The organism is Variovorax sp. 10L421 (assembly GCF_056395365.1).
On the sequence record NZ_JBFTJJ010000002.1, the window covers coordinates 303,211 to 328,032 of the forward strand.

A 24,822-nucleotide genomic window follows, 5' to 3' on the forward strand; every position below is an offset into this window, starting at 1 on the left:
TATTAATGGAACGCCACGAAGAATACCGAGGAAGACAACTTCATGACTAAGTACAAACCCTGATCTCTGTGACACAACGAAAACAGGGCGGCCTTTGCGGGCCGCCCTGCGGGATTGGAAAGCGCGGTTGCCGCTTCAGCCGCCGTAGCGCGCCACGGTGAGACCTCCCATGTCGATCTCGGGCGCCCTGCCCGCGATCAGGTCGGCCATCACGCGGCCGGTGCCGGCCGCCATGGTCCAGCCAAGGGTGCCGTGGCCGGTGCTCAGCATCAGGTTGGGAATGCGGGTGGCGCCGATCACCGGCGTGCCGTCGGGCGTCATGGGGCGCAGGCCGGTCCAGAAGGAGGCGTCGCGCACGTTGCCGCCCCTGGGGAACAGGTCGGTCACGACGTGTTCGAGCGTGTCACGCCGACGCGCGTCCAGGCGCAGGTCGAAGCCCGAGAGCTGCGCGGTGCCGCCCACGCGGATGCGGTTGCCAAGCCGCGTGACGGCCACCTTGAAGGTCTCGTCCATCACCGTCGACTCGGGCGCGCCGCCGGCATCGGAGATGGGCACGGTGATCGAGAAGCCCTTGACCGGATACACCGGCAAGCGAATGCCCAGCGGCCTGACCAGCGCGGGCGAGTAGCTGCCGAGCGCGACCACGTAGCGCTCGGCGGTGAAGCTGCCGGCATCGGTGCGCACAGCCGTCACGCCCTTGACTGCATCGTGCTCGAGGGCCTGGATGTTCACGCCGAACCTGAACTTCACACCCTCGGCTTCCGCCAGCTTGGCGAGTGCCTGCGTGAACTTGAAGCAATCGCCGGTCTCGTCGCCGGGCAGGCGCAGGCCGCCCACGAACTTGTCCTTCACCGATGCAAGCGCGGGCTCGTACTGCACGCAGCCTTCACGGTCGAGCACCTGGTAGGGCACGCCGGAGGCCTTGAGCACTTCGACGTCTTTCGAGGTGCCGTCGAGTTGGTGCTGCGTGCGGAACAACTGCAGCGTGCCCTGCATGCGCTCGTCGTAGGCGATGCCGGTGTCGGCGCGCAGGGCCTTCAGGCAATCGCGGCTGTACTCGGCGAGCCGCACCATGCGGCCCTTGTTGACCTCGTAGCGCGCCTGCGTGCAGTTGCGCAGCATCGCAAGGCCCCAGCGCCACATGGCCGGATCGAGCATCGGCTTGATGACCAGCGGGCTGTGCTGCATCAGCATCCACTTGATGGCCTTGACCGGCACGCCTGGCCCGGCCCACGGCGCCGAGTAGCCGGGCGAGACTTCGCCCGCGTTGCCGAAGCTGGTTTCGAGCGCGGGCGCCGGCTGGCGCTCCAACACCGTCACCTCGTGCCCGGCACGCGCCAGGTAGTAAGCCATCGAGGTGCCAATGACACCGCTGCCGAGAATCAGGACCTGCATGAGAACAACCCTTTGAAAGCTGCTGCAACGCAGCCGAGGGTACAGGCTAAGCGCTACAGGCCGAGCGCATCCTGCAATTGCCGTGCCGTCCAGCGCTTGGGGCTCTGCGGCCAGGCCTCGAGCAGCGAGACCATGCGCGCATTGCGCGGCGCGCTCAGGCCGTGCTCCTGCGCGAGGCGCACGACCTCGCCGCTGAGCGAGTCGATCTCGGTGCGGCGGCCCAGCGCCAAATCGTCGGCCATGCTGGAGCGGGCCTTGGCATCGATGCGCAGCATGCGCGCCGCAACGATGCGAAACAGCCAGTCGGGCAGGCGCAGCAGGTTGACCAGCCGGTGCGCCGGAACGGCAGCGACCTGCGCCGGTGCAATGCCCGCGACCTTGAGGATGTCCAACGCCTCCTCGATCAGCGACGCGAAGCAGCGGCGATAGCCGCGCAGCATCAGCTCTTCGCGCAGCGGCAGGCCCGAGAGCGCGTTGACCGAATTGTTGAGGTTGAGCATCAGCTTGCCCCACTGCACGGGCAGCAGGTCGGCATACAGGTCGAGCGGCACGCCGGCGCGCTCGAACACGGGCAGCCAGGGTCGCAGCGCCGCATCGTCTTCCGCGGCCAGCCGGCCAGCGGTGCCGCGATGGAAGGCGCCGGGGCCGATCTCGGCCACGTTGTACGGCACCATGCCGGCCCGCACATTCAGCGAGGGGCCAGTCTGCGATGCGGCCGCGGAATTGGAGATGCCGTTCTGCAGCGAGACCACCGTAGTGCCCGCGGGCAATGCAAAAGCCAGCTCGCCGGCCGCCGCGGCAGTGGCGCCGCTCTTCACGCACAGCAGCACCAGCGAAGGCCGCGCACCCACCGGGACCTGGTCGCACAGCCGCAATTTCTCGGCAGGCAGCCTGCGCGTCGCCCCGTCGATGTCGGTGAGCGTCAGGCCATGCGCCGCGAGCTTGTCCAGCATGCGCGGACGTCCGACGAAAGTGACGGGCACGCCGGCCGCTGCAAGGCTGCCGCCGATGAAGCACCCGATGGTGCCCGCCCCCATCACGAGCACTTCACCGGGGATTGCGTCTGGCATGAAGTGCTTGTGCGGGTCGAGACGGGTGGATGGTCAGGCGCGTTCCGCAACCCAGGCCTGCACCGACTGCAGCGCGGCCGCAAGGCCCGCCGCGTTGGTGCCGCCGGCCATGGCCATGTCGGCCTTGCCGCCGCCCTTGCCGCCGACCTGCTGGGCCACGAAGTTGACCAACTCGCCGGCCTTGACCTTGCCCACGCTGTCGGCCGTGACGCCGGCCGCGATCTGCACCTTGTCACCGTCGACGGCGGCCAGCACGATGGCGGCGGTCTTGAGCTTGTCCTTGAGCTTGTCCATGGTGTCGCGCAGCGTCTTGGCGTCGGCGCCGTCGAGCTTGGCCGCGAGCACCTTGATGCCGTTGACGTCCACGGCCTGCGAGACGAGCTCGTCGCCCTTCGACGACGCGAGCTTGCCCTTGAGCGCCCCCACTTCGCGTTCGAGCGCCCTCACCTGCTCCAGCACCTGCGTGAGCCGGCCCTGCAGCTCGGCGGCCGGCGACTTGAGCGTGGCGGCCACGCTGTGCACGGTCGATTCGAGGTCCTGCAGGTAGGTGAGCGCGTTGGCACCCGTAACGGCCTCGATGCGCCGCACGCCGGCGGCCACGCCGCCTTCGCTGACGATCTTGAAGAGGCCGATGTCGCCCGTGCGGCCCACGTGGGTGCCGCCACAGAGTTCGCGGCTCGTACCGATGTCGAGCACGCGCACGGTCTCGCCGTACTTCTCGCCGAACAGCATCATGGCGCCGGTTTTCTGGGCCGACTCCATGTCCATCACGCGGGCCTGGGTCGGCGCGTTGGCGAGGATCTCGGCGTTGACGCGCTTCTCGATCTCGACGATCTGGTCGTGCGAGACGGGCGCGTTGTGCGCGAAGTCGAAGCGCGTTTTGTCGTCATCGACCAGCGAGCCCTTCTGCTGAACGTGGCCGCCCAGCACTTCGCGCAGGGCCTTGTGCATCAGGTGGGTGACGCTGTGGTTGCGCATGGTGGCGGCGCGGCGGGCGGTGTCGACCGCGGCCTTGACCGTGTCGCCGACCTTGAGCGTGCCCTGCGTCTGGGTGCCGTGATGGCCGAACACATCGGCCTTGATCTTCTGCGTGTCTTCCACGCCGAACTGCACGCCTTCGGCAACGAGCACGCCCTGGTCGCCGACCTGGCCGCCGCTCTCGGAATAGAAAGGCGTGGTGTCGAGCACCACGATGCCGGGTTGGCCTTCCTTCAGTTCCTGAACGGCAGCGCCTTCGAAGTACAGCGCCACGACCTTGGCGTTTTCTTCGAGGTGGTCGTAGCCGGTGAAGGTGTTGCCCGCACCGGCGTATTCGACGTTGCGGTCCATCTTGAACTTGCCGGCGGCGCGGCCCGCAGCCTTCTGCTTTTCCATGGCGGCGTTGAAGCCGGCCTCGTCGACGCTCACGCCACGCTCGCGGCACACGTCGGCCGACAGGTCGAGCGGGAAGCCATAGGTGTCGTGCAGCTTGAAGGCGACTTCGCCCGGCAGCACCTTGGCACCACCGGCCAGCGCCGCGTCGAGGATTTCCATGCCGTTGGCCAGCGTCTCGAAGAAGCGCTCTTCCTCGGCCTTCAACGTATCGGTGATGCGCTTCTCATCGGCCACCAGCTTGGGGTACGCATCGCCCATGAGCTTCACGAGGTCGGGCACCAGCTTGTGGAAGAAGGGCTTCTTCTGGCCCAGCTTGTAGCCGTGGCGAATGGCACGGCGAATGATGCGGCGCTGCACGTAGCCGCGGCCTTCGTTCGACGGGATCACGCCGTCGGCCACCAGGAACGAGGTGGCGCGGATGTGGTCGGCAATCACCTTGAGCGAGTTGTTCGCGAGGTCCTGCGTGCCGGTCTCGCGGCCGGCCGCCTTGATGAGCGCGTCGAAGATGTCGATCTCGTAGTTGCTGTGCACGTGCTGCAGGATCGCGGCCAGCCGTTCCAGGCCCATGCCGGTGTCGACGCAGGGTGCGGGCAGTTTCTTGACCGAGCCGTCGGGCTGCATGTCGAACTGCATGAACACGTTGTTCCAGATCTCGATGTAGCGGTCGCCGTCTTCGTCGGGCGAGCCGGGCGGGCCGCCGGGGATCTCGGGGCCGTGGTCGAAGAAGATCTCGGAGCACGGGCCGCACGGGCCGGTGTCGGCCATCATCCAGAAGTTGTCGGACATGTAGCGGCCGCCCTTGTTGTCGCCGATGCGCACCACACGCTCGGGCGGCAGGCCGATTTCCTTGGTCCAGATGTCGTAGGCCTCGTCGTCTTCGATGTAGACGGTGGCCCAGAGCTTCTCGGCCGGCAGCTTGTAGACCTCGGTCAGCAGCTCGAAGGCCCACTTGAGCGATTCGCGCTTGAAGTAGTCGCCGAAGCTCCAGTTGCCCAGCATCTCGAAGAAGGTGTGGTGGCGCGCGGTATAGCCCACGTTCTCGAGGTCGTTGTGCTTGCCGCCGGCGCGCAGGCAGGCCTGGACCGAAGCGGCGCGCACGTAGTTGCGCTTGTCTTCGCCCAGGAACACGTCCTTGAACTGGACCATGCCCGAGTTGGTGAACATGAGGGTCGGGTCGTTGCCCGGCACCAGCGAGCTCGAGGCCACCACCGTATGGCCCTTGGAGGCGAAGAAATCGAGAAAGGTCTTGCGGATGTCCGCGACCGTGAATGTGGGCTGGCTCATCTTTGGATTCGTCTTCTGTCGAGGGCGGCGCGGCGATGGCGACCCTCATGTCGAACCCACTGCGGCGAACCGGCCTAACTGCTTGATTTGCTTGAACAAACGATTATAGGTTTGGCCATGCGCCCGCGCCGCCTCGCAAGCTGCACGATCCGGAGGCCACGGCTAATATGTGACTTGGCGCAAAAGAAGAGAACCAAATACGGCCGGCGCCATCCGTACTTGTACGGACACAAGATCAAGGAGCTCGAATGGCAAGCCAAGAGGCGGATCAGCACTGGAAGATCGAAGACCTGGATTTCTCGCGCATCGCGCTCGACAAGGTACGCCCGGACGAAAATCTCTTCTACCTGGTGACCTCCGCCTCCTTCGTCGAGAGCGGCTCGGACCTCTACACACACAACCTGGTCGATTTTTTCCGGGGCGACGACGAGGTCACCGACTGGTTGTCGAACCACTGGGAACTCGAGGAACTGCAGCACGGCAGGGCCCTGCGCGCATATGTCCGCCACGTCTGGCCGGAGTTCGAATGGGATGTCGCCTATCAGGGCTTCCTGGAGGAATACGCGACCTATTGCAAGGTCGAGTTGCTGGCCCCGACCCGCGCTCTCGAAATGACCGCCCGCTGCGTGGTCGAGACCGGCACCGCCACCTACTACCGCGCCATGGCGCGCTGCACCGACGAACCCGTGCTGCGGGACCTGGCGACCCGCATCGCGACCGACGAGGTCAACCACTACAAGCACTTCTACCGCTTCTTCCGCCGCTACCGCGAGCAGGAAAAGCTGGGCCGCCTGCGCGTGATGGGCACCATCGGCCGCCGCACGCTCGAACTCAAGAGCGAAGACGCCGACTGCGCGATCCGCCACGTGGTGAAGACGCGCTCGCCCGGCCGCGCCACCGACACGGCCTACGTGCAGCAACTGAGCGCGGACATGAACAGCACCATCCGCACCAACCTGAGCCCCGGCCACACGCTCAAGATGCTGATGCGGCCGCTGGAACTACCGGCAAAGGTGCAGACGGTCATCCAGTACCCGATCATGCAGTTCATGCGGCACGTGTTCCTGCGCTGATGGCCGGAAAAATATTGCCAAATAGTTCACGTTTTTATGAGTGTCCTACGGCAACTGCCTATTTCCGACTGACACCCGGACCCCAGGGGGGCATCGACGATACCGATGCTGTCACGCAACAGGGCCCATAAAAGAAGAGCTCTCGGTCAGTGCCCAGAGCGCCCCTCCATGGGCTATTCGTACCCGCTTCGGCGGGTATTTTTTTGGACTCGCCCCACGCACGGCCCAGAGGCCGCCCCCTGGCTCAGGTCGCCGAAGTCAGCCCGGGTTTGCGGGTTCCGTCCAGCGAATACAACTGCGGCCGCTCGTCGGCGGCGGCACCTTCGGCGGGCATTCCGTGCGCCACATTCTGCGGCTGGCGATAGAGCTCGTTCTCGAGACGCCTGACGCGTTCGGCGTACATCCTGGCGAGGGCGCTGTGATGCTCTGCCGCAGCCTGATGCTCGATGCGCGCCATCTGCGCCTCTTCCAAAAGTGCCGCCGCGCGCCGGAGATACGCGGTGTGAGTCGGGCGAAACAAGAAGTCGAACGTCATTTCACGCTCCTTTCCGCGAGGGTGCGGTGGGAAGTCATGTTCCTCCGCGCCAGCCTTCAAGTCTGTCGGAACACGCCTACCTTCGGGTTACCTGCTTTTGTTGCGGCATTTCCGCCCCTGCTCCATGCCCGTGGCAGGTTGTCCGTTCTTTGTTTGATCCGATGGCGACGAAGCTACCCCAAGTCCGACCGCTTGCAATCCAGGACCGTGCTTGTCTCGATCGTTCGCAGTGCCGGCACCTTGCCGACGAACGTCACCCCGGCACGTATCAGGCGCCACTCCCCTGCCTTGAACAGCTTGAAGAGGTGCGTAACTTCGTCACTCGCGGCGGGAATGGCGTTGAACACGTAGACCGGCTCGCCCCCCTGGGTCTCGTCCATGCTCAGCAGCTCGGCCCTCATCTTGCCCATGGTGTCCGCGTCTTTCGTCCTCTGGCGAACAACGTCCATGTTGACGGTGCGAGAGTGCTCGTCGATCGAGATCCTGCGGATCCAGGGAGCCGGCCCTGCGCTGCTCGAAGCCGGCGCGCACACGATCGTTCCAGCGGCGCACGACCCGGCTGCCGCGGCGAGGAGCAGATGGACAGCCAGCCTGGTGGGTTTGAATTTCATGCTCGATATGGTGCCAGCCTCCTCCTCGGTGGGGTGGGCATCGAAGGACATGCCACCACAGTTCGAGCGGGAGGGAGCGGCCCGGCGCAGGCACGTTCTTCAGTAGGAGCCGGGCGGCGGCGTGTGCTTGAAACGTCGCGCCGTCGTCATGCTGATGAGCCGGGCGCGCGCGGCGCCGAGCCTGGCGCGCCCTGCACCGACCATGCCGCCGAGGGCCGATTTGACTGCGTCCGCGGTGGGCGATTCCCTCGGATACGAGGGGGACAGGCCGCACTTGCGCATCAGCCGGTTCACCTGATGGATGCGGGCAACCTCGCGCGTGGCAGCGGTGTAGAAGGTCACCCCGATCGAAATCGACAGGCGATCGCCTGGGCCAGCCCCGTCGACCTTGGATCTCGTCATGTGGGGCGAGGTGCTCGGGAAATAGATGGCATCCCCTGGCTGCGCATTGAACTCCAGCCCGCGCGGCAGGAACGCTTCGTCGAAACGCACTTTCTTGAGCGACTGCGTGACGATGAAGTCCTCCACGGCATCGGCCGGCACGATGGTGCGATCGCGGTGATCCCAGACGTTGAGGGTCTTGTGCCCATGCAACTGCAGCCAGAAGTTGTTCTCTCGGTCGATGTGAAAGGGCGTGACGGACGGCGGCGCAGAGAAGAAGACGAATCCGTTCACCCTGAAGATGTCCGGCTGCTCACGTTCGACGAGAGCGCGCATCGAATTCACCACCGACATCAGCAGAGCCTGATAGCGGGGAATGACTTCGATGTTGTAGAAGGAAACCGACGAACCCGGCTCCTCCATGCGCTGGAAGAATTCCTCGATGCTGCGCCCGTCAGGATGCCGGCTGTCGTGCGCAAGCGTGGACGCGACCGTCCTGTTCGGGTTCATGAACCTGCATTGGTCCAGCTTCGAGAGTTCCATCCCGAGCTTCACGAGTTCGGGCACCTGAAACAGGGGATGCTCGTGAAAGTTGTGGTGCATCGGCGTGATCCTCTGGGTGGAGAAGCCGCCAGGGTCATCCGGCCACACGCGAAACGTCGGTTCCGAAGTCCCGGCCCAATTCAAGTTGGTCACGCGCATCGCACCCTCCAGATCGCTTTTTGGGCCCCTGCCGCCGAACCGAGGCTCGGGCAAGGCCTGCGAGCGAAAGTAGTACTTTCTATTTCAATGCTGGATCGAATACCTGACCTCCACCTGACAACGGGAGGCTTGTCGGGAAAGTCCCTATGGCAGCGAGGAGGTTGTTGAGCGCGCGAGCCTTGAGCAGGCTGGGAAATACATACCGCCTGTACCCGGCGAGTAGGTGCGTTCGCTGCGGCGATGACATGGCCTGCGTAGCAGGCATGGAGCGGGTGAAGGGAATCGAACCCTCGTATGAAGCTTGGGAAGCTGCCGTTCTGCCATTGAACTACACCCGCGGCAGGCACGGATTCTACTGGCACTCCTGAGTGCAGCCCGAGGGTGGTTGTCCACTCCGATCTTCTGGAGCAAATGAGTACGAACGAACACTGCAATCGGCAACTCAGCTGCCCTGCGTCAGTGATTTGGCTATCACCCGTTCCGGTGATGTTTGAGCGCCGACGAAAACAGTACTCTCCCCTCCCGCACGTTTAGTTACATTCAGCCTGTTTTGGTTGCATATCCATCGTTAGGAGAGGTTGGGACATGAACACTGTGTACCGCAGCATCTGGAACGCTGCGCTCGGCGCCTGGGTCGCCGTTTCGGAGGTTTCGCATCGGTGCGGGCGGCGCGCTTCTTCGGTCGCTGCCGCCGTGTGCTGGCTGGCCTTGGCTGGCCTGCCGGCAGGCGCCTGGGCGCAGGCCAGCGGCGGTACTGCATTCGTCGCGGGCGGGGGTACTGGCGGCCGGGGCGGTGCTGGAAATGGCAGTGGCGGCGGCGGCGGCAACATCGGCATGTACCCCACCAGCAACGGATCGTCTCCATCGGGAGGCAGTGGCGGAGCCGGCGGTAACGGAGCGGCTGGTGCCGGCGGAGTCGGGGGAGCGGTGGGCGCGACCAGCGTCACGGGCTCCGTCGGCGGATCGTCGGGAAGCACCGGCGTTCCCGATCCCGATCCGATCTATGGGGCGGGCGGCGGCGGCGGCGGTGGTGCCGCCGTGTACACCTCTGGCACCTCCATCACCGTGACGGGCGCCACCACGCTCCTGGGGGGCAGTGGCGGCGATGGTGGCAGCGGGCGACTGGCCGGCGGCGGCGGCGGTGGTGGCGCGGGCCTTCAGGGTGTCGCCGCCAATGCGGTAGTCAGCAATGCGAGCCAGGCCATCGTCGGCGGCAATGGCGGCAACGGCGGCATCGGCCAATGGGCCGGCGGTGGCGGCGGCGGCGGAGACGGCATCGTGCTGCAAGGTGGGGGCGCCACCGTCACCAACACCGGCACGGCCACTGGCGGGAGCGGAGGGAATGGCGGCGTGGCGACCATCGGCGGCATGGTGGGCGGCGGCGGCGAGGGCGGCGCCGGCCTGGCGATGGAGTCCAGCGGCAACTCGGTGCTCAATACCGGGGCACTGGTGGGGGGCGCGGGCGGTGCCGGCGGCAGCAGTGCCGCCAACGGCATCGGAGGCGCAGGCCTGCGCATCCGCGGCAATGCGAACAGCATCGTCAACAGCGGCACCCTGATAGGCGGCATGGGCGGCGACGGCGTCACGCGCGGCGACGCGGTTCGCGTCACCGGCAACGACAACTCGGTCGAGCTGCAGAACGGCTCGGTGATCAATGGGACCCTGTCGGCAATCGGCACCGGGAACGTGCTGCGCCTCTCGGGCGTGGCGACCGACGGCACCACTTCGCTCGGCGCCGCGACCTATCGCGGCTTCGAGCGCTACGAGAAGACAGGCGCCAACACCTGGACACTGACCGGCACCACCACCGGGCTGACGCCCTGGACGGTGCTCGGAGGCACGCTCGCCATCGCCGACGACGGCGCGCTCGGCGACTCGTCCGGCAGGCTCACGCTCGACGCCGGTACGTTGCGCTCCACCGGCACGACCACCGCCACGCGCAGCATCACCCTCGGAGCGGGCGGTGCGACCTTCGAAGTCGATCTGGTGCGTACGCTGACCCTCAACGGCACGCTCTCCGGTCCGGGCAGCCTGCACAAGACCGGCGCCGGCACGCTGGTGCTCAGTGCGGCCAACAACTACGTCGGCGGGACGGCCGTGGAGGCGGGCAGCCTCAATGCAGCCGCGACCGGCGCGCTGGGCAGCGGTCCTGTCTCGGTGGCGGCCAATGCCTCGCTGCTCTTCAGCGGCAACGCAGACGCGAGCGGACTGACCATTACCGCCGCCGAGCGCGGCGCCACCGGCAATGCCGGCTTCGTCCGCTTCGGCGGCACCACGTCGGCAGGCAATGCCCGTCTGGTCATGAACAACGGCGCGGCCGCCGAGTTTCGCGACAACGCCACCGCGGGCAACGCCGTCATCGAGAACCACGGTGGGCTGACCAACATCTGGTTCAACGCGACGGCCGGCAACGCGCGCATCACCAACTTCTCGGGCGGCCAGATCAACCTGCTGGACGACGCCAGCGCGGGCCAGGCGACCTTCGTCAACGAAAGCGGCGGGCTGATTGACATCTTCGACCGCGCGAGCGCCGGCCAAGCCACGGTGGTCAACAACGCTGGCGGGCGCCTGCGCATCAGCTCGCTGACCACAGCGGGAATCTCCATCGGCGCGCTGTCGGGCATGGGCGACGTGATTCTCGGCGCCAAGGCACTGACCACGGGCGGGCTGAACGCCAACACCGAAGTCTCGGGCGTGATCTCGGGCACCGGCGGCTCGCTGGTCAAGATCGGCACCGGCACACTGACGCTTTCGGGCGCCAATACCTACACGGGCGGCACCGCGCTGCGTCAAGGGCGCCTGAACCTCGGCCACAACCAGGCGCTAGGCACCGGCGCGCTGGCGATGGACGACGACACCACGCTGGGTTTCAGCGCCGATGGGTTGACGGTTGCCAACACGATCCAACTGACAGGCAACAACGATCCGGTCATCGACACCGGCAGCTTCAATGAAACGCTGAGCGGCGCGATCAGCGGCGGCGGCTTCATCACGAAGCAAGGCACGGGCACGCTGACGCTCTCAGGCGCCAACACCTATACCGGCGCCACCAATGTGGCGCAGGGCACGCTGAAGGCCGGCGCCGCCAACACCTTCAGTGCAAGCTCCGCGTACAGCGTGGCTTCGGGCGCGACGCTGGATCTTGCAGGCTTCAACCAGACCGTGGCTTCGCTGAGCAACAGCGGCACCGTCTCGCTGGTCGGGGCGGCCGCGGGCACGACGCTGACCCTCAACGGCGCCTACGTCGGCAACAACGGTGTGCTGAGGCTAGGGACGGCTCTCGGCAACTCGGGCTCGTCGGACCGCCTGATCTTCGACGGCGCCGCAGCGGTGGCCAGTGGAAAGACCAGTGTGCAGATCACCAATCTCGGTGGACTGGGCGCACTGACCAGCGGCAATGGCATCGAAGTGATTTCCGCACTGAACGGCGCCACCACGACGGCCCAGACCACCAAGGACGCGTTCTCGCTGGCCGGCGGCCATGTCGATGCAGGTGCGTACGAGTACCGCCTCTACGCAGCCGATGCCAAGGGCGCGGGGGAGAACTGGTTCCTGCGATCAAGCATCAATGCGGTCCCACCGGCGGCGCCCGCTGCGCCGGTGATCACCTACCGATCGGAAGCCTCGCTCTACGCGGCGCTGCCGAGCCAACTGCGCCAGGGCAATCTTGCGATGCTGGGCGACCTACGCAAACGCGTGGGGGACGACGACGTCAAGGGCAGCGCGGCGATGCCGAGCGGCTCGGATCGCCACGCCTGGGCGCGCGTGCTCTCCGCCGACATCGACGTCCAGCAAGGTGGCGCCGTCTCCCCCACCGGCAAGGGCCGGCTCACGGGCTTCCAGGCCGGCACCGACCTGCTGGCCGCGCCGAACTGGCGCGCAGGCATCTACGTCGGCCAACTCGACGGCGACGCCCGCGTGCGGGGCTTCGCCAGCGGTATCCAGAACCTGGCCGTGGGCCGCAACGACCTTCGCAGCCAGTATGTGGGCGTGTACGGCACCTACACCGGTGACAGCGGGTTCTATGCCGATGCGGTGCTGCAGTCGGGCCGCCACCGCTACACGGTCGAGCCGCTGCTGGGCCAGGGCGTCGGCGGCAAGGGCAACAGCCTGCTGGGCTCGATCGAGGTGGGGCAAGCCTTTGCGCTCGGTGGCAGCGGCTGGAGCATCGAGCCCCAGTTGCAGCTGATCCACCAGCACATGGATCTGAACAACTCCGCCATTGTCGGCGCCGTCGTCCAGCCGCAGGCCGACAGCGGCTGGATCGCCCGCGCGGGTGTGCGGGTGAAGGGCCAGGTCGACACCGGCATCGGCATGCTGCAGCCGTACGGCCGCTTCAACGTCTACAGGAGCTCCAGCGGCGCGGACATCGCGCGCTTCGTGAACGGAGCAATCACGACTGACATCTCGGTGCCCACCGGCGGCGCGAGCACCGAGCTCGCGGGCGGCTTCACGCTGACCCTGGGCGCGTCGACGAGCCTCTACGGAGAAGTCGGCAAGCTCTGGGCGAGCGGCGGCAACGCCAGGGTCAAGAGCTCGGTCAATGGCTCGGTTGGCGTGCGCGTGAAGTGGTGATGAAGTTGCAGTTGCGGTGACGGTCAAATCCGGAGGCCCTACCCTGCCCGCCCCCGGAGGACCGAATGCCCAAACGCGGCCGCTCAGAACATGGAAGCCCGCGACGGCCAGCACCAGAACCTGGGAGAGCCCGACACTGATGTCTAGCCAGCACCAATAGCACGAGCGCGAGCTTCAGCCCGCTGCATGGGGCCTCGGGTAAGTCCCGATCATTTGATTAATCAAGTTAACTATTCTCCCGTTCGAACGACTCGTTTCCTCCGGTTTCACGAGGGGGATCGGGCAGTGCGGGCTCGAAAACTAGTTAACAACTGGAGACAATCGAATGGGTTCCCCAATCCGGAGGCCGCTGCTGGCCTGTGTCGTCGCGGYGGCCGCCGCAAGCGGATGCGGAGGGAGCGACAGGGCGGCTTCCGCATTCACCCTGTTGCCGACACCAGCCCCCGCGCCCACTTCACCCCCGTCTGCGCCCCCGCCGTCGCCCGCGCCGGCACCCGTGGCCCAGCCCGCGCTGCTCAACACGCCCGACGAGGCCGGCGGCTGTGCAGCGGTCGCGGCACTGGCGGCCGAGCTCTCGGCCGCGGGACGCACCGTGAGCATCACTTCGACCAAGATCGCGAAGACCACTGCGGCCGACGCGAGCGGCAACCCGCAAAGCTACTGCGCGGTGGCCGGCACCATCAACGGCGGCCGCAAGGGCCTCCAGGCCGCGGGCCAGACCGACGCGATGTCGACCTATGCAATCGCGTTCCAGATCAACCTGCCGACGCGGTGGAACGGCCGCATGTTCATGAGCGGCGGCGGCGGCTCCGATGGCTCGGTGCCGGACACCACGGGCGCCATCAGCAACGGTGAAACCGTCCAGCCGCTGCTGTCGGGCTATGCCACCGTCTCGAACGACAGCGGCCACAGCAACGCGACCAACAACGATCCGAACAACGCGGGCACGGCCTCCTTCGGACTCGACCCCGTGGCACGCGTGGATTTCGGCTACAACGCGATCGGCCAGACCAAGCAGCTCGCCAATCAGCTGGTCGCGCGCTACTACGCCAAGAAGCAGGACTACGCCTATTTCATGGGCTGCTCCGAAGGCGGACGCGAAGCGATGATGGTTTCGCAGCGCTTCGGCGACGAGTTCGACGGCGTGGTCGCCGGAGACCCCGGCTCGGATCTTCCGAAGGCCTGGCTCGCCGAGGCCTGGGACACGCAGCAGTTCGCGGCTGCGGCGCAAGCGCAGGGCTTCCTGGAAACCACGGGCCCCGGCGCCTCGAACGCGACCCCCCTGATGAATGCGGCCTTCCAGCCCGCGCAATGGGCGGCCCTGCAGCAAGCGGTACTGGCGAAATGCGATGCCGACGACGGGCTGGTCGACGGCATGATCAACAAGCGCTCCTGCACCTTCGATGTCAGCACCCTGGCCTGCGGCGCGCCGGGCGCACCAGGCGCGCCGGGCTGCCTCGTTCCGGCCCAGGTCACGGCCATGCAGAAGGTAATGGGCGGCGTGAAAAACAGCGCCGGCGACGCGCTCTACTCGGACTGGCCCTGGGACGCAGGCATCGGCGCCTTCGGATGGCAGATCTGGAAGACCGGATTCGGCTACCGCACGAGCGGCGCGAACGATGCGATCAACGCCACCCTCGGCGGCGGCGCGGGTCCGCTGATCTTCACCACCCCGCCCACACAGGGCCTGGCGACCGGCAACTCGCTGGTGCAGTTCCAGCTGCGCTTCGACTGGGATGCCGACGCGCCGAAGATCAAGGCCACCGACGGAATCTACACCGAGTCGGCCTACAGCTTCATGGGCACGCACTCGACCGACATGTCCAAGCTCAAGGGCAAGGGCGGCAAGCTGATTCTTTATCACGGCACCAGCGACCCGGTCTTCTCTTTCAACTACACGGCCAAGTGGGTCGATTCGCTGGCCGGCAACACGGCGAACGGCACCGTGAAGGACTTCGTGCGGCTGTTCGCGGTGCCCGGCATGAACCACTGCTCGGGCGGCCCCGCCACCGATACCTTCCCGGTATTCAGCGCGATGGTCGACTGGGTCGAGAAAGGCAAGGCGCCCGATCGCCTGATCGCGAGCTCGAAGCCCGGCAATCCCGACACCGCCGGCTGGACGCTGCCCGCGGGAGTGAGCTCGCGCGTGCGGCCCCTGTGCCCCTACCCGCAATACGCGCAGTACATCGGGACCACCGGCTCGGCGCCGGCGGCATTGCTGGAACAGAACGATCCCGGCAAGTTCGTCTGCGCCAACTGACGGCGGGCATCGCCGGCCGCGATGCGGTCGCCCGCCTGCCAGGCGCGTGCGATCGGTCCGGCCGGACCGCTACACTGGCCGCCTCCATGACGGCCCACCCCCCTCCTTCTTCCCATGAACCCGCTCGCCATCCCGACCGCAGCGGACTGGAAGACGAGCGCATGCGCCGGCTGCTGGGCTACAGCCTCGTGCAGGCCACGATCCCCACGTCGACCCTCTACGAGAAGCACGTGGGCGAACCCTTCAACCTGCGGCGGGTCGAGTTCTCGCTGCTCGTGCTGGTCGACTCGAACAGCGATGTGACGCCCAAGCAGCTCGCGCGTGCGCTGTACGTCTCGATGCCTTATCTCACGATCACGCTCGATCGGCTCGAAGAACGCGGCCTGCTGAATCGCAGCCGCAGCGAGACCGATCGCCGCTCGGCGCACGTACGCCTCACGCGCAAGGGCAGCGATCTCGTCAAGAAGGCGGAGACCGTCGCGGCGAAGATGGAGGCCGATCTGCTGGCACACCTGACGCCCGGCGAGCGAGGGATGCTGTTCGAATTGCTCGAACGGGTGGCTGCGCACCGGCGGGTGTGAGCCCCGGGTTTCCCGCCGCAGCCTCTTCGTTCAGCTCACTGCCTTCGCCGCGAGCGCGCCCAGCGTGCGCAGGCCCTTCTCGATGCGCGCATCCCAGCCGTAGCCGCCGCTCAGGCGCATGCAATGGGCATAGCGCCCGCTCGCCGAGAACACCACGCCGGGCGCGAAGCACACGCCCTTCTTCAGCGCCTGAGCGAACAGCGCCCGCGTGTCGAGCGCCTTGGGAAGTTCGAGCCACAGCACGAAATTGCCCGCTGGCCGAGTGATCCTGGTCCCCGGCGGAAAGGCTTGCTCGATCACGCGCGACATGCGCTCCAGCGTGTCGGCGAACTCGCGCCGCAAGCGGCGCAGGTGGCGGTCGTAGTCGCCGTTCGAGAGAAAGTCCGCAAGCGCAGCCTGCGTCAGCACCGGTGTGGCCAGCGTCGAGGCGAACTTGCTCTCGAGCACGCGTGCCATGTGGCGGCCCGGCACGATCCAGCCGATGCGATAGCCCGGCGCCAGCGTCTTCGAGAACGAACCGCAGTAGATGGTGTTGTCGTGGCGGTCGAGCGCGCTGAAGGGAATCGGGCGTTCCTCGCCGAAATGGATGTCGCCATAGACGTCGTCCTCGATCAGCGGCACGCGGTGCTTCGCGAGCAGGCGCAGCACCTCGCGGCGATTCTCGATCGGCATCGTGAAACCCAGCGGATTCTGGAAGCTCGAAGCCAGCACGCAGGCGCGCACCTGGCCCGCGGCAAGCACGTCGCGCAGTGAATCGATCACCACGCCGGTGCCGGCGTCGGTGGGCAGTTCCACCACCCGCAGGCCGCGCATGCGCAACACCTGCAGCAGGCCGAAGTAAGTCGGCGATTCGATGGCGACCGCATCGCCAGGCTCGGTGACCGCGTCGAGCGCGAGCGCCAACGCCTCGGTGCAGCCGCAGGTGATGGCGATGGCGTCAGGTGACAAAGCCTGTCCGAAGCGCATGGCACGGCGCGCGATTTCCATGCGCAGCGACAGTTCGCCGCGCGGCGGTGAGTAGGTGTTGAGCTGCGCGCCCTTCACGCGCGCGGTGCGCGCGAGGATGCGGTCGAGCTTGGAGGAAGCAAGGATCCGCGCGCTAGGAATGGCGCAGCCCAGCGGCACGTAGGCCTCGTTCGATGCGTTCTCGAGCAGTTGCAGCATGAGGTTCGACACTGCCACCTTGGTCGGGCGCAGCGGCGGCCGCGTGGGTGCCGGCAGCGGCAGCGCCGTCGGTATCCGGGCCACGTAGTAGCCCGACTGCGGCCGCACCTCGAGCACGCCGCGGTCCTCGAGCAGCCGATAGGCCTGCACCGCGGTGCTCAGGCTGGTGCGGTGCTGCGCGCTGATCTCGCGCAGCGATGGCGCGCGGCTGCCCGCGGGCAGCGTGCCGCTCTCGACGAGGCCGGCGATGAAATCGGCCAGCTCTTCGTAGCGGAAGCGCGTGGCGGGCTGCGGATCGGCACCGCCGGCGGAATGTGTTTCGAGCGTCATGGCTTCAACTGTGCTGGTCGCAATTTCAGAAAACTGTGGCTGTTATCTTGAACCTGGAGCTTGCACCATCGAAGGCAGCTACACAAGACGGGTACGAGAAGCCATGGATCGATTTCCGGACAACGACATCATCTCGCTGGTCTCGAGCGCGCCGCGCCACGACCTGGCCGAGAGCGTGGGACCGAACCTCTGGCTCGGCGAACTGCTCGGCTCCAACCTGGCAGAGATCGGCGCGCTTCAGTTGGGCTACGGCACTGCGGCGGGCGGTGCGCAGCTGCGCACGCAGATCGCCGCGCGTCATGGCGTGGATGCCGACGATGTGGTCGTCACGGTCGGCGGCATGCATGCGCTGTTTCTCCTTGCCTTCACGCTCTGCGGGCCAGGCGACGAAGCGGTGATCGCCGAACCGGCCTTTCCGCTCGCGCGCAATACGCTCGGGGCGGTCGGCGCGACCGTGCGCTCGCTGCCGCTGAACTTCGACGCCGGCTACCGGATCGACCTCGAGGCGCTGCGCGCGCTGCTCTCGTCGAAGACCCGCATCGTGAGCCTCGCTTCGCCGCAGAATCCCTCGGGTGTCGCCATCCCGGCGTCGACGCTGCGCAAAGTGGCCGAGCTGATGCGCACGCATGCGCCCGATGCCTGGCTGATCGTCGACGAGACCTATCGCGAGGCGGCCTACGGCGACCACTCCACCTTGCCCAGCGCCAGTGCATTGGGGCCTCGGGTGGTCACGGTGGCATCGCTCTCCAAGTGCCATGGCGCCGCGGGGCTGCGCATCGGCTGGGCGATCGTGCGCGACGCGGCGCTGCGGCAAGCGCTGATCACGGCAAAGTTCAACACCGTGATCTCGTGCTCGCCACTGGACGAGGCACTGGCGGCCACGGTTCTGAAGCAAGGGGAGCACATCGTCGGCACGCGGCGGCGGCATCTCGCGCACAACCTGGGGACGCTCGAGGCCTGGGTCGGCCGCCACGCCGCGCGGATCGAATGGGTGCGTCCGGACGCCGGCGCGCTGTGCTGCGTGCGGCTGAAGCCGCAGGTGTATGACGATGCGGCGCTGCAGCGCTTTCAGGCGGCACTGCATGAACGCAGTGTTCGGCTGGCGCCGGGCCCCTGGTTCGGCGACCAGCCCCGTGTGTTCCGCCTCGGCTTCGGCCTGGCGACCAACGCCGAGCTCGCCGCCGCGCTGCACTGCGTGGGCCAGGCGCTGGAGTGGGCCGCGGCCTGAGGTCTTGCTCAGCCGGGGCCCGCCATGCTATGGCTGCCTGGATTTATGCACTTTTCTTCTGAAATGCCACCCAGAAAGCAAACCCATCGCGATACCAAACCACGTCCCGGGGATGAGTGCGATCGCGAGCGTCGTCATCAACGGAACGGAAACAAGCAACCCGACGGGAACCATCACTACCGAGAAAAAGAAAATGGTTGATGCGCTGTAGGAAAGAACGAATAACGCCCCCCTGAAGGGGACGTGCTTCGTCTCGTCCCACAGACTGGGACACAACCAGGTTGCTACACCATCGAAGCTGAAAGGAGTCCAAGGAAGATCGATGTCCGGCTTCATAGGGGGCTGGCAGGTACCTTTGAATTCTTGTCCTGGCCGGGCTTCTTCTCGACTGCCGGCGCAAGACCGCACCGCGCCAAGAACTGGTTCATGGCGCGGCGCGCTCTCACCACTTCATGCGCAGCCCGAGCGAGCCTTGCAGGGAAGTCTTCACATCCGTCGCGCCACCCGAGGCCCACAGCTTGCCGACTTCGCCGTAGATGCTGGTCGTCTGATTCAGCGCCAGGGTGAGGCCACCGGCCAGCTCGCTGACGGTGGAACCGGTGCGGCCCGTGACGTCGGTCGTGGCGGCGGGTCCGACGAAGCGGACCACGTCGGCACCACTGCTCGCCTTGTAGAGGTTGAAGCGGCCGTACGGTTGCAGCGTGCCGAGCGCCGTGGCCATCTCGCCCTTCAGGCGCACGCCGATGCGCGCAATCCAGCCGTCGTTACTGTCCTGCCGCACGTTCGCACCGGAGATCGCGATGTTGTCCAGGCCAAGGTGCTGGTGGATCAGCTGGAGCTGCGGCTCGATCTTCCAGCCGCTCTCGCCTAGCGCGAAGGCCTGGCCCACTTCGATGGACGCCATCAGGCTGTCGCCCTTGCCCGCGCCGCGCGAGGTCGACAACGGCTCGATGGTGTAGCGGTGCCGCCCAGCCTGCAGCACGGCATCGGCATAGAAGCCCGAATCGGCGGTCCAGGTGCCGTAGGCGCCCAGGTACTGGCTGCGCAGGTCGTTGGAACCGACGGCCAGGTTGGCGATGCCGCTGGCGAAGCCGTTGACCCTGACGCGGCCGTCGAGTTGGCCGACGTACACACCGGCACGCCAGTTCGAGGTGGCGAAGAGGTCGGTGCCGGCCTGGAAGCCCTTGACGTTGCCCTTGCTGTGCGGGCTGACGGTGCCCTGCTGGCGGATGTCGATGTCGGTGGCGATCACACGGCCCCAGGCACGGCGCTCGGTGCCGGTCGATGCGGGGCCGCCGGCCTTGACGTCGTCGTCGCCGATGCGCTGGTGCAGGTTGCCGATCATGGCCAGGTCCATCTGGCGCACCTGGCTGGGCAACGCGGACAGCAGCGGGACTTCGGCGCGATAGGTTGGCACTTGCACGGTGATGGGGCCTGTAGTGCCGGTGCCGCCGGTCGAGACACCCGCGCCTGTCGCTGGCGTTGCCGTCGATACCGTCGCCGTGGTGGTCGAGCGCAGGTACCAATTCTCGCCGGCACCGCTCGCGTCGGCGGCATGCAAGCGGTACTCGTAGGCGCCCGCATCGACGTGCCCGCCTGCGAGAGAGAAGGCGTCCTTCGTGGTCTGCGCGGTGGTGGTGGCACCGTTGCGCGCCGAGATCACCTCGATGCCGTTGCCCGTGGTCAGTGCGCCCAGGCCACCAAGTTGCGTGATCTGCACGCTGGTGCGGCCGCTGGCCGAGGCGCTCGCGCCGTCCAGCACCAGCCGGTCGCTCACGCTGTTGCTGTCGCCCAGGAAAGTGCCCAGCCGCAGCACGCCGTTGTTGCCGGCATAGGCGCCGGTGACGGTGAGCGTGGTGCCCGGTGCGGTGCCCACCAGCGAGACGGTGCCGCTGTTGGCGAGCGAGGCCACCGTCTGGCTGAAGCCCGCGAGGTCGAGCGTGGCACCGCTTTCCACCGTGTGTGCCGAGGCCGCACTGAAGGTGCCGCTTGCGCCTGCCCTCAGGGTGCCTTCGGCCACGTCGGTCGCGCCGGTGTAGCTGTTGGCGCCCGAGAGCGTGAGGGTGCCGCTGCCCAGCTTGGTGATGAAGCCGCTGCCGCTGATGTTGCCGCTGAGCGCTGCGCTGAAGCTGCCGGTGTCGATCACCGGGTCGTCGCTGCCGGTCAGCACGATGGCGTTGGCGAGGTTCAGGCCGTCGGCGGCAAAGCCGAGCGTGGTGCCGTTGTCCATTGCCAGCGCGCCGGTGCCCAGCGCCAGGCTGTTGCCGACGTTCAATCGGCCCTGCTTGAGCGCGGTGCCCCCGCTGTAGCTGTTGGCTGCGGTCAGCGTCGTGGCGCCGGCGCCCTCTTTCACGAGCGAGCCGGTGCCGCTGATCGTGCCCGACAGCGTGAGCGCGTTCGAGCGGTTGATGGCCAGCGTCGCGTTGTTCAGGATGTTGCCCACGATGCTGCCCGTGGTGCCGCCGTTGCCGAGCTGCAGCGTTCCCGCGGAAACAGTGGTGAGGCCCGTGAAGGTCTGGTCCCCGATCAGCGTGAGCGTGCCCGTGCCGGTCTTCTCGATGCCGCCCGTGCCGCTCAACAGGCCGCTGTAGGTTGCGTTGTCGGGCTGGGCAAAGCGCACGAGTCCGTTGTCGGTGATCGTCGCCGGCGCGAACTGCGCGCTGCTCTGCAGCACGCCGCCCGAGCCCACGGTCATGCTGCCTGCATAGGCGCTGTTGTCGGCGCCAAGGATCAGCGTTCCCCCCAGGACCGTGGTGCTCGTGATGCCCGCTGGTGCCAGCGCGACATTGAATTTCCAGGTGCCGCTGTTGTTGACCAGCGTTTCGAATCCGGTAAGAGACCGCGGCGCGAAAGTGTCGCTCGCGCCGTTGTCGCTGTTGAGCGTGAGCAGGTCGGCGCCCGCGCCACCGCTGATGTTGCCGGTGATCGTGGCTCCCGTGTACCAGCGCAGCACGTCGCTGCCGCCAGCGAAGGCGAGCGAGCCGACGAGGCTGCCCTTGTTGGTGAAATCGACCGCCATCGTGCCGCTGGCGCCGATGACGGTCGTCGTGGTCGAGTTCGTGCCGGCACCAGCGACGATGCTGCCGGTGTTCACGACGGTGTTGGAACCGCTGTTCGCCTGGAACCAGATCGCGGTATGGGCAGAGCTGATCGCGCCGTTGTTGGTGATGATGTTTCCGCTGCCCAGGGGGTTGATGGCTTCGGAGTTGCCACCTGAGCCGCTGGCGGCGACGGAGCCCCCTGCATCGATGGTGATCGTGCTGTTGTTGTTGACCTCGATCGTGTTCGCACCGATGCCCGGGTAAGGCGATGCGCCGCCGCTGGCGGCATTGTTCTGAACGATCCCGCCGTTCTGGATCACGATGGCAGCCTGGTCGCCGACGCTGATGCCCGAGCTGTTGCCTGTATCGACCGTCGCGCCCGACGTGACCGTGACCGAGACGCCCGGCGTGGTCGCCGCGCCCGTACCTACCGTCGTGCCCTGGTTTCCCGTGCAATTGACTGCATTGGCATTCGTGTCCGTCGTACATGCGGCGGAGGCGGGCAAGGAAGCAGCCGCCAGCAAAGTGGCGGCTAGCAGGGCCACGCCCTGCGTGGCTGAGGTAGATCTTGCGTGGCCACGTCCCAATTCGGAAGCGACGGTCCAAAGGGCGAGTGCGTCGTTCCAGATGACGCGAAAAATCCGGTTCATAACCTGTCTGTCCTGGCAATGCGCTCCGCAAGAACTGCGGGCGCGGGCGCCGGTATTTCCGGTGCTCCATGCCTCCCTGTGCGAGCCGCGGACTCTAAATACAAACAATCGTAATTGGAGCTTTCGCCTCAGCCCGAATTATGCATTCCTCGTACAAACGCCAATTTATTCACGTTCGTTTTTATTGCATCCTGAATCGATCTCAGGATTACATTGAAATATGAGAGACTGAATTTCATTTATCGTGTCAATTGAAAACAACGGGGTCCGGAGGGGCTGCTTTTTCGCTCCGCAAATCGCCCTTCGGCCAAATTGATGGATTTGATCAATCAACTGGTGCAGCCCTATAACCCCGCAAAACCGCCGAGACGAGCGAGATTCTCATTTAACAAAGTTTGCTTCCATGACGATAGCCCACCGAGCCGACGCGATCGCAATAGTTGATGACGACCCCCGCGTGCGGCAATTGCTAGGCAGCTATCTTTCGCAAGAGGGATTCGAGGTATTCGAGGCCGAGAACGGTGCATCGCTCTCGTCGATCCTGCATCGCCGCGCGATTGACCTCATCGTGCTCGACCTGCTGCTGCCGGACGAGGACGGCTTTTCGATCTGCCAGCGGCTGCGAGCCAATGGCATCCGGGTTCCCATCATCATTCTCAGTGCGCAGGCGCAAGATACCGATCGAATTGCGGGATTGATGATGGGCGCGGACGACTATGTCCGCAAACCATTCAATCCCAGGGAAATACGAGCGCGTATCCAGGCAATTCTGCGGCGCAGCCCTCCGAGGGAGGAGCCGGGCGGTCCTTCGAGCAGAAACGAGGTGGTCCGGTTTGGTCCATTCGAATTCAACCTGGGCACGCGCACGCTTCGCAGGGACGGGCTAATCCTGGGCATCACAACCGTTCAGATCGCGATACTCAAGGTGCTGGTCCGCCATGCGGGGCAGCCGCTTTCGCGGGAAAAACTCGCTCAGGTAGCGCGTGGCCGCGAACTCGGCGCTTTCGAGCGCAGCCTGGATGTGCAAGTCTCCCGGCTTCGAAAGCTATTGCAGAACGGACCGTCCTCTTACATCCTGACGGTGTGGGGCGTCGGGTATATGTTCGACCCCAGCGGCGAAGGCGGGGTTATTCGACCACCCGACCTGGACGCGAAGCTAGTTGGGCATCCAGCCATTGAGCACGTCGCCTGAACGCGCGGCACTGTGTTCGCGGGATCGAGAAGCAGTGCGGACATCGCTACGGTCTGGCCCCACCCCACCGGCAAACCACCGAAAGATGTTGGTCTGCTTTCCCCTTTCTTCGCCGAACCTGACGAAGAGAAAGCCCCGTTCTGCATTGCCCTGCGCGTCAACGGGAATGCCGGCAGCCCGAAGGGCAGTGACCTCTTCGCTGGCGTCCAGGTCGAATGGCAGTTTCAAGGTGATGGTCGCGCTGTGGATGGTCCGTCTCGGCATTGCTTCGCTTTCGCATGCTTGCAAGTGTCCGAGTTGACCCGAAAGGAGCCTCTCCAGGCATCCCGTATTTATAGGAGGTCCGCACGCGATTCGCGTGGGGCGGTCCTTGCTGGGCGGCCGGATCAGCCGGAGGCTTTCACGGCCTCGACCAAAAACCGCACAAAGGCTTTCCCGGCATCGGGCAGCGAGCGCCCCGCCATGGTCTCGATCTCGAGGTGGCGCTCGTTCATCTCGCGGTCCTTGAGCGGAATGGCGACCAGCGCCTTGCTCCGCAACAGCGTTCGCATCGACAGCGCGCCATAGAAAGCAACGCTGCCGCCGGCCGCCGCAAAACTCAGCAGCGCACTCGCATGGTTGCTGGACATGGCCTGCTCATAGCGCAAACCCTGCCGGATGCAGCTGGCGTCGAGCAGGCGCCGGATCGAGCTGTCTTCCTGTGGCAACCCCAGCGGGTACGCCACCACCTGGCGCAGCGACAATTGCCGCTGCATCGCCAGGGGGTGATCCCTCGCCATCACGGCCAGGATGGGGCTGGGGTGCCGCAGTTCGATCTCGATACCGGGCTCGGGCACAGCGCTCAAGGTGATGCCCACGTCGGCTTCGCCGTCGCGCACGCGCCTGGAAATGTCGCCCAGCGAACAGACCTCGAGGTGAAAGCGGATGCCCTCGTGCTTTTGCCGGAACTGCGCGATCAGCGTCGGGATGAAGTCGAAGGCAAAACCCTCCGTGCTCGCCACGCGCACATGCCCGCTGCGCAGGCCGCGCAGGCCGGCGATGTCGTTGGTGACCCGCTCGATGTCCTGCTGCGCCCGCTTGGCGTGCGCGGCCAGCATCTCGCCGGCCGCGTTGGGCACCATGCCGCGCGCGTGGCGCTCGAACAGGAGCGTGTCGAGTTCGCGCTCCAGCCGTGCCACTTGCCGGCTGACCGCCGAGGGCGCGACGTTGAGCTTGAGCGCGGCGTCCTTCACGGAACCGGTCTTCACAACCTCTAGAAAGTACCGGACCGCGGTTTCCTGCAAGGCGCGAATTGCCATGGATTTCCCGGTTGGTGCGGCCACAAGCGGCCTGCATCGATTGCCGAATCGGCAATCGACAATTCTAAACATTGCGCT

General features: G+C 66.2%; 17 protein-coding genes and 1 tRNA gene. 6 read left to right on the plus strand and 12 right to left on the minus strand.

All coding sequences use genetic code 11. From position 1 onward, the window contains the following. Window positions 1-135: 135 nt before the first annotated feature. From AC1DFC_RS05420 to alaS, 3 genes are read right to left on the minus strand one after another with little or no spacing between them, the layout of a single operon-like run. A complete protein-coding gene (locus AC1DFC_RS05420) occupies window positions 136-1,395 on the minus strand; it encodes a D-amino acid dehydrogenase (protein ID WP_478178766.1) in 1,260 nt (419 codons plus the stop codon). Between the two features lie 53 nt (window positions 1,396-1,448). After that, window positions 1,449-2,465 (minus strand): 2-dehydropantoate 2-reductase, encoded by a 1,017-nt coding sequence (locus AC1DFC_RS05425; protein WP_478178767.1) that lies wholly within the window; start codon window positions 2,463-2,465, stop codon window positions 1,449-1,451. Between the two features lie 33 nt (window positions 2,466-2,498). Continuing rightward, the gene (gene alaS, locus AC1DFC_RS05430) at window positions 2,499-5,123 is read right to left on the minus strand and encodes an alanine--tRNA ligase (RefSeq protein ID WP_478178768.1); all 2,625 of its coding nucleotides are present in this window, start codon (window positions 5,121-5,123) and stop codon (window positions 2,499-2,501) included. 248 nt (window positions 5,124-5,371) lie between these two features. Here alaS and AC1DFC_RS05435 point away from each other — a divergent pair, with 248 nt between their 5' ends. Continuing rightward, complete coding sequence (locus tag AC1DFC_RS05435) at window positions 5,372-6,196, plus strand: ferritin-like domain-containing protein (RefSeq protein ID WP_413312073.1); 825 nt, start codon at window positions 5,372-5,374, stop codon at window positions 6,194-6,196. A gap of 244 nt (window positions 6,197-6,440) precedes the next feature. On the opposite strand, the gene AC1DFC_RS05440 is transcribed toward AC1DFC_RS05435, so the two are convergent. The 4 genes from AC1DFC_RS05440 to AC1DFC_RS05455 all read right to left on the minus strand — a co-directional run bounded on the left by AC1DFC_RS05440 (window position 6,441) and on the right by AC1DFC_RS05455 (window position 8,763). Next, on the minus strand, window positions 6,441-6,731 hold the full coding sequence (locus tag AC1DFC_RS05440; protein WP_007834733.1) for a hypothetical protein: 291 nt from the start codon (window positions 6,729-6,731) through the stop codon (window positions 6,441-6,443). Between the two features lie 173 nt (window positions 6,732-6,904). Further along, window positions 6,905-7,393, minus strand: coding sequence for a hypothetical protein (locus tag AC1DFC_RS05445; protein WP_237726106.1), 489 nt, complete (start codon window positions 7,391-7,393; stop codon window positions 6,905-6,907). 48 nt (window positions 7,394-7,441) lie between these two features. Continuing rightward, window positions 7,442-8,425 carry a JmjC domain-containing protein gene (locus AC1DFC_RS05450; protein ID WP_007834730.1) on the minus strand — a complete coding sequence of 328 codons (984 nt, stop codon included), beginning with the start codon at window positions 8,423-8,425 and terminating at the stop codon, window positions 7,442-7,444. A gap of 264 nt (window positions 8,426-8,689) precedes the next feature. Beyond that, a tRNA-Gly gene (locus tag AC1DFC_RS05455) sits at window positions 8,690-8,763 on the minus strand. A 247-nt stretch (window positions 8,764-9,010) separates the two neighbouring features. Here AC1DFC_RS05455 and AC1DFC_RS05460 point away from each other — a divergent pair. From AC1DFC_RS05460 to AC1DFC_RS05470, 3 genes are all read left to right on the plus strand, one after another. Beyond that, complete coding sequence (locus tag AC1DFC_RS05460; protein ID WP_478178769.1) at window positions 9,011-13,000, plus strand: autotransporter outer membrane beta-barrel domain-containing protein; 3,990 nt, start codon at window positions 9,011-9,013, stop codon at window positions 12,998-13,000. A 496-nt stretch (window positions 13,001-13,496) separates the two neighbouring features. Continuing rightward, window positions 13,497-15,260: a tannase/feruloyl esterase family alpha/beta hydrolase gene (locus tag AC1DFC_RS05465; protein WP_478178770.1), complete on the plus strand. Its 1,764-nt coding sequence runs from the start codon at window positions 13,497-13,499 to the stop codon at window positions 15,258-15,260. A gap of 86 nt (window positions 15,261-15,346) precedes the next feature. Beyond that, window positions 15,347-15,841 carry a MarR family winged helix-turn-helix transcriptional regulator gene (locus tag AC1DFC_RS05470; RefSeq protein WP_478178771.1) on the plus strand — a complete coding sequence of 165 codons (495 nt, stop codon included), beginning with the start codon at window positions 15,347-15,349 and terminating at the stop codon, window positions 15,839-15,841. A 30-nt stretch (window positions 15,842-15,871) separates the two neighbouring features. On the opposite strand, the gene AC1DFC_RS05475 is transcribed toward AC1DFC_RS05470, so the two are convergent. Further along, window positions 15,872-17,335 (minus strand): aminotransferase-like domain-containing protein, encoded by a 1,464-nt coding sequence (locus AC1DFC_RS05475; protein WP_413335694.1) that lies wholly within the window; start codon window positions 17,333-17,335, stop codon window positions 15,872-15,874. Window positions 17,336-17,438: 103 nt separating this feature from the next. Here AC1DFC_RS05475 and AC1DFC_RS05480 point away from each other — a divergent pair, with 103 nt between their 5' ends. Beyond that, window positions 17,439-18,563: a pyridoxal phosphate-dependent aminotransferase gene (locus AC1DFC_RS05480; protein ID WP_413335692.1), complete on the plus strand. Its 1,125-nt coding sequence runs from the start codon at window positions 17,439-17,441 to the stop codon at window positions 18,561-18,563. A 27-nt stretch (window positions 18,564-18,590) separates the two neighbouring features. Here the strand turns inward: AC1DFC_RS05480 and AC1DFC_RS05485 are convergent, their stop codons facing one another. Together AC1DFC_RS05485 and AC1DFC_RS05490 are read right to left on the minus strand one after the other, a co-directional pair. Then, on the minus strand, window positions 18,591-18,899 hold the full coding sequence (locus AC1DFC_RS05485) for a hypothetical protein (RefSeq protein WP_413312086.1): 309 nt from the start codon (window positions 18,897-18,899) through the stop codon (window positions 18,591-18,593). Window positions 18,900-19,005: 106 nt separating this feature from the next. Beyond that, window positions 19,006-22,254, minus strand: coding sequence for an autotransporter outer membrane beta-barrel domain-containing protein (locus AC1DFC_RS05490; protein WP_413335690.1), 3,249 nt, complete (start codon window positions 22,252-22,254; stop codon window positions 19,006-19,008). Between the two features lie 403 nt (window positions 22,255-22,657). Here AC1DFC_RS05490 and AC1DFC_RS05495 point away from each other — a divergent pair, with 403 nt between their 5' ends. Next, window positions 22,658-23,446: a response regulator gene (locus AC1DFC_RS05495; RefSeq protein WP_413335688.1), complete on the plus strand. Its 789-nt coding sequence runs from the start codon at window positions 22,658-22,660 to the stop codon at window positions 23,444-23,446. Here AC1DFC_RS05495 and AC1DFC_RS05500 read toward each other — a convergent pair. Together AC1DFC_RS05500 and AC1DFC_RS05505 are read right to left on the minus strand one after the other, a co-directional pair. Further along, window positions 23,411-23,674, minus strand: coding sequence for an RNA-binding protein (locus AC1DFC_RS05500; RefSeq protein WP_193386558.1), 264 nt, complete (start codon window positions 23,672-23,674; stop codon window positions 23,411-23,413). The genes AC1DFC_RS05495 and AC1DFC_RS05500 overlap by 36 nt on opposite strands. Before the next feature lie 158 nt (window positions 23,675-23,832). After that, a complete protein-coding gene (locus tag AC1DFC_RS05505) occupies window positions 23,833-24,744 on the minus strand; it encodes a LysR family transcriptional regulator (protein ID WP_413312091.1) in 912 nt (303 codons plus the stop codon). Window positions 24,745-24,822: the final 78 nt, after the last annotated feature.

What these genes read in the sequence shown, in the direction of transcription:
- AC1DFC_RS05420 (WP_478178766.1), bottom strand. Translation starts at nt 1,395, where the DNA reads ATGCAGGTCCTGATTCTCGGCAGCGGTGTCATTGGCACCTCGATGGCT.
- AC1DFC_RS05425 (WP_478178767.1), bottom strand. Translation starts at nt 2,465, where the DNA reads ATGCCAGACGCAATCCCCGGTGAAGTGCTCGTGATGGGGGCGGGCACC.
- alaS (WP_478178768.1), bottom strand. Translation starts at nt 5,123, where the DNA reads ATGAGCCAGCCCACATTCACGGTCGCGGACATCCGCAAGACCTTTCTC.
- AC1DFC_RS05435 (WP_413312073.1), top strand. Translation starts at nt 5,372, where the DNA reads ATGGCAAGCCAAGAGGCGGATCAGCACTGGAAGATCGAAGACCTGGAT.
- AC1DFC_RS05440 (WP_007834733.1), bottom strand. Translation starts at nt 6,731, where the DNA reads ATGACGTTCGACTTCTTGTTTCGCCCGACTCACACCGCGTATCTCCGG.
- AC1DFC_RS05445 (WP_237726106.1), bottom strand. Translation starts at nt 7,393, where the DNA reads ATGTCCTTCGATGCCCACCCCACCGAGGAGGAGGCTGGCACCATATCG.
- AC1DFC_RS05450 (WP_007834730.1), bottom strand. Translation starts at nt 8,425, where the DNA reads ATGCGCGTGACCAACTTGAATTGGGCCGGGACTTCGGAACCGACGTTT.
- AC1DFC_RS05460 (WP_478178769.1), top strand. Translation starts at nt 9,011, where the DNA reads ATGAACACTGTGTACCGCAGCATCTGGAACGCTGCGCTCGGCGCCTGG.
- AC1DFC_RS05470 (WP_478178771.1), top strand. Translation starts at nt 15,347, where the DNA reads ATGACGGCCCACCCCCCTCCTTCTTCCCATGAACCCGCTCGCCATCCC.
- AC1DFC_RS05475 (WP_413335694.1), bottom strand. Translation starts at nt 17,335, where the DNA reads ATGACGCTCGAAACACATTCCGCCGGCGGTGCCGATCCGCAGCCCGCC.
- AC1DFC_RS05480 (WP_413335692.1), top strand. Translation starts at nt 17,439, where the DNA reads ATGGATCGATTTCCGGACAACGACATCATCTCGCTGGTCTCGAGCGCG.
- AC1DFC_RS05485 (WP_413312086.1), bottom strand. Translation starts at nt 18,899, where the DNA reads ATGAAGCCGGACATCGATCTTCCTTGGACTCCTTTCAGCTTCGATGGT.
- AC1DFC_RS05490 (WP_413335690.1), bottom strand. Translation starts at nt 22,254, where the DNA reads ATGAACCGGATTTTTCGCGTCATCTGGAACGACGCACTCGCCCTTTGG.
- AC1DFC_RS05495 (WP_413335688.1), top strand. Translation starts at nt 22,658, where the DNA reads ATGACGATAGCCCACCGAGCCGACGCGATCGCAATAGTTGATGACGAC.
- AC1DFC_RS05505 (WP_413312091.1), bottom strand. Translation starts at nt 24,744, where the DNA reads ATGGCAATTCGCGCCTTGCAGGAAACCGCGGTCCGGTACTTTCTAGAG.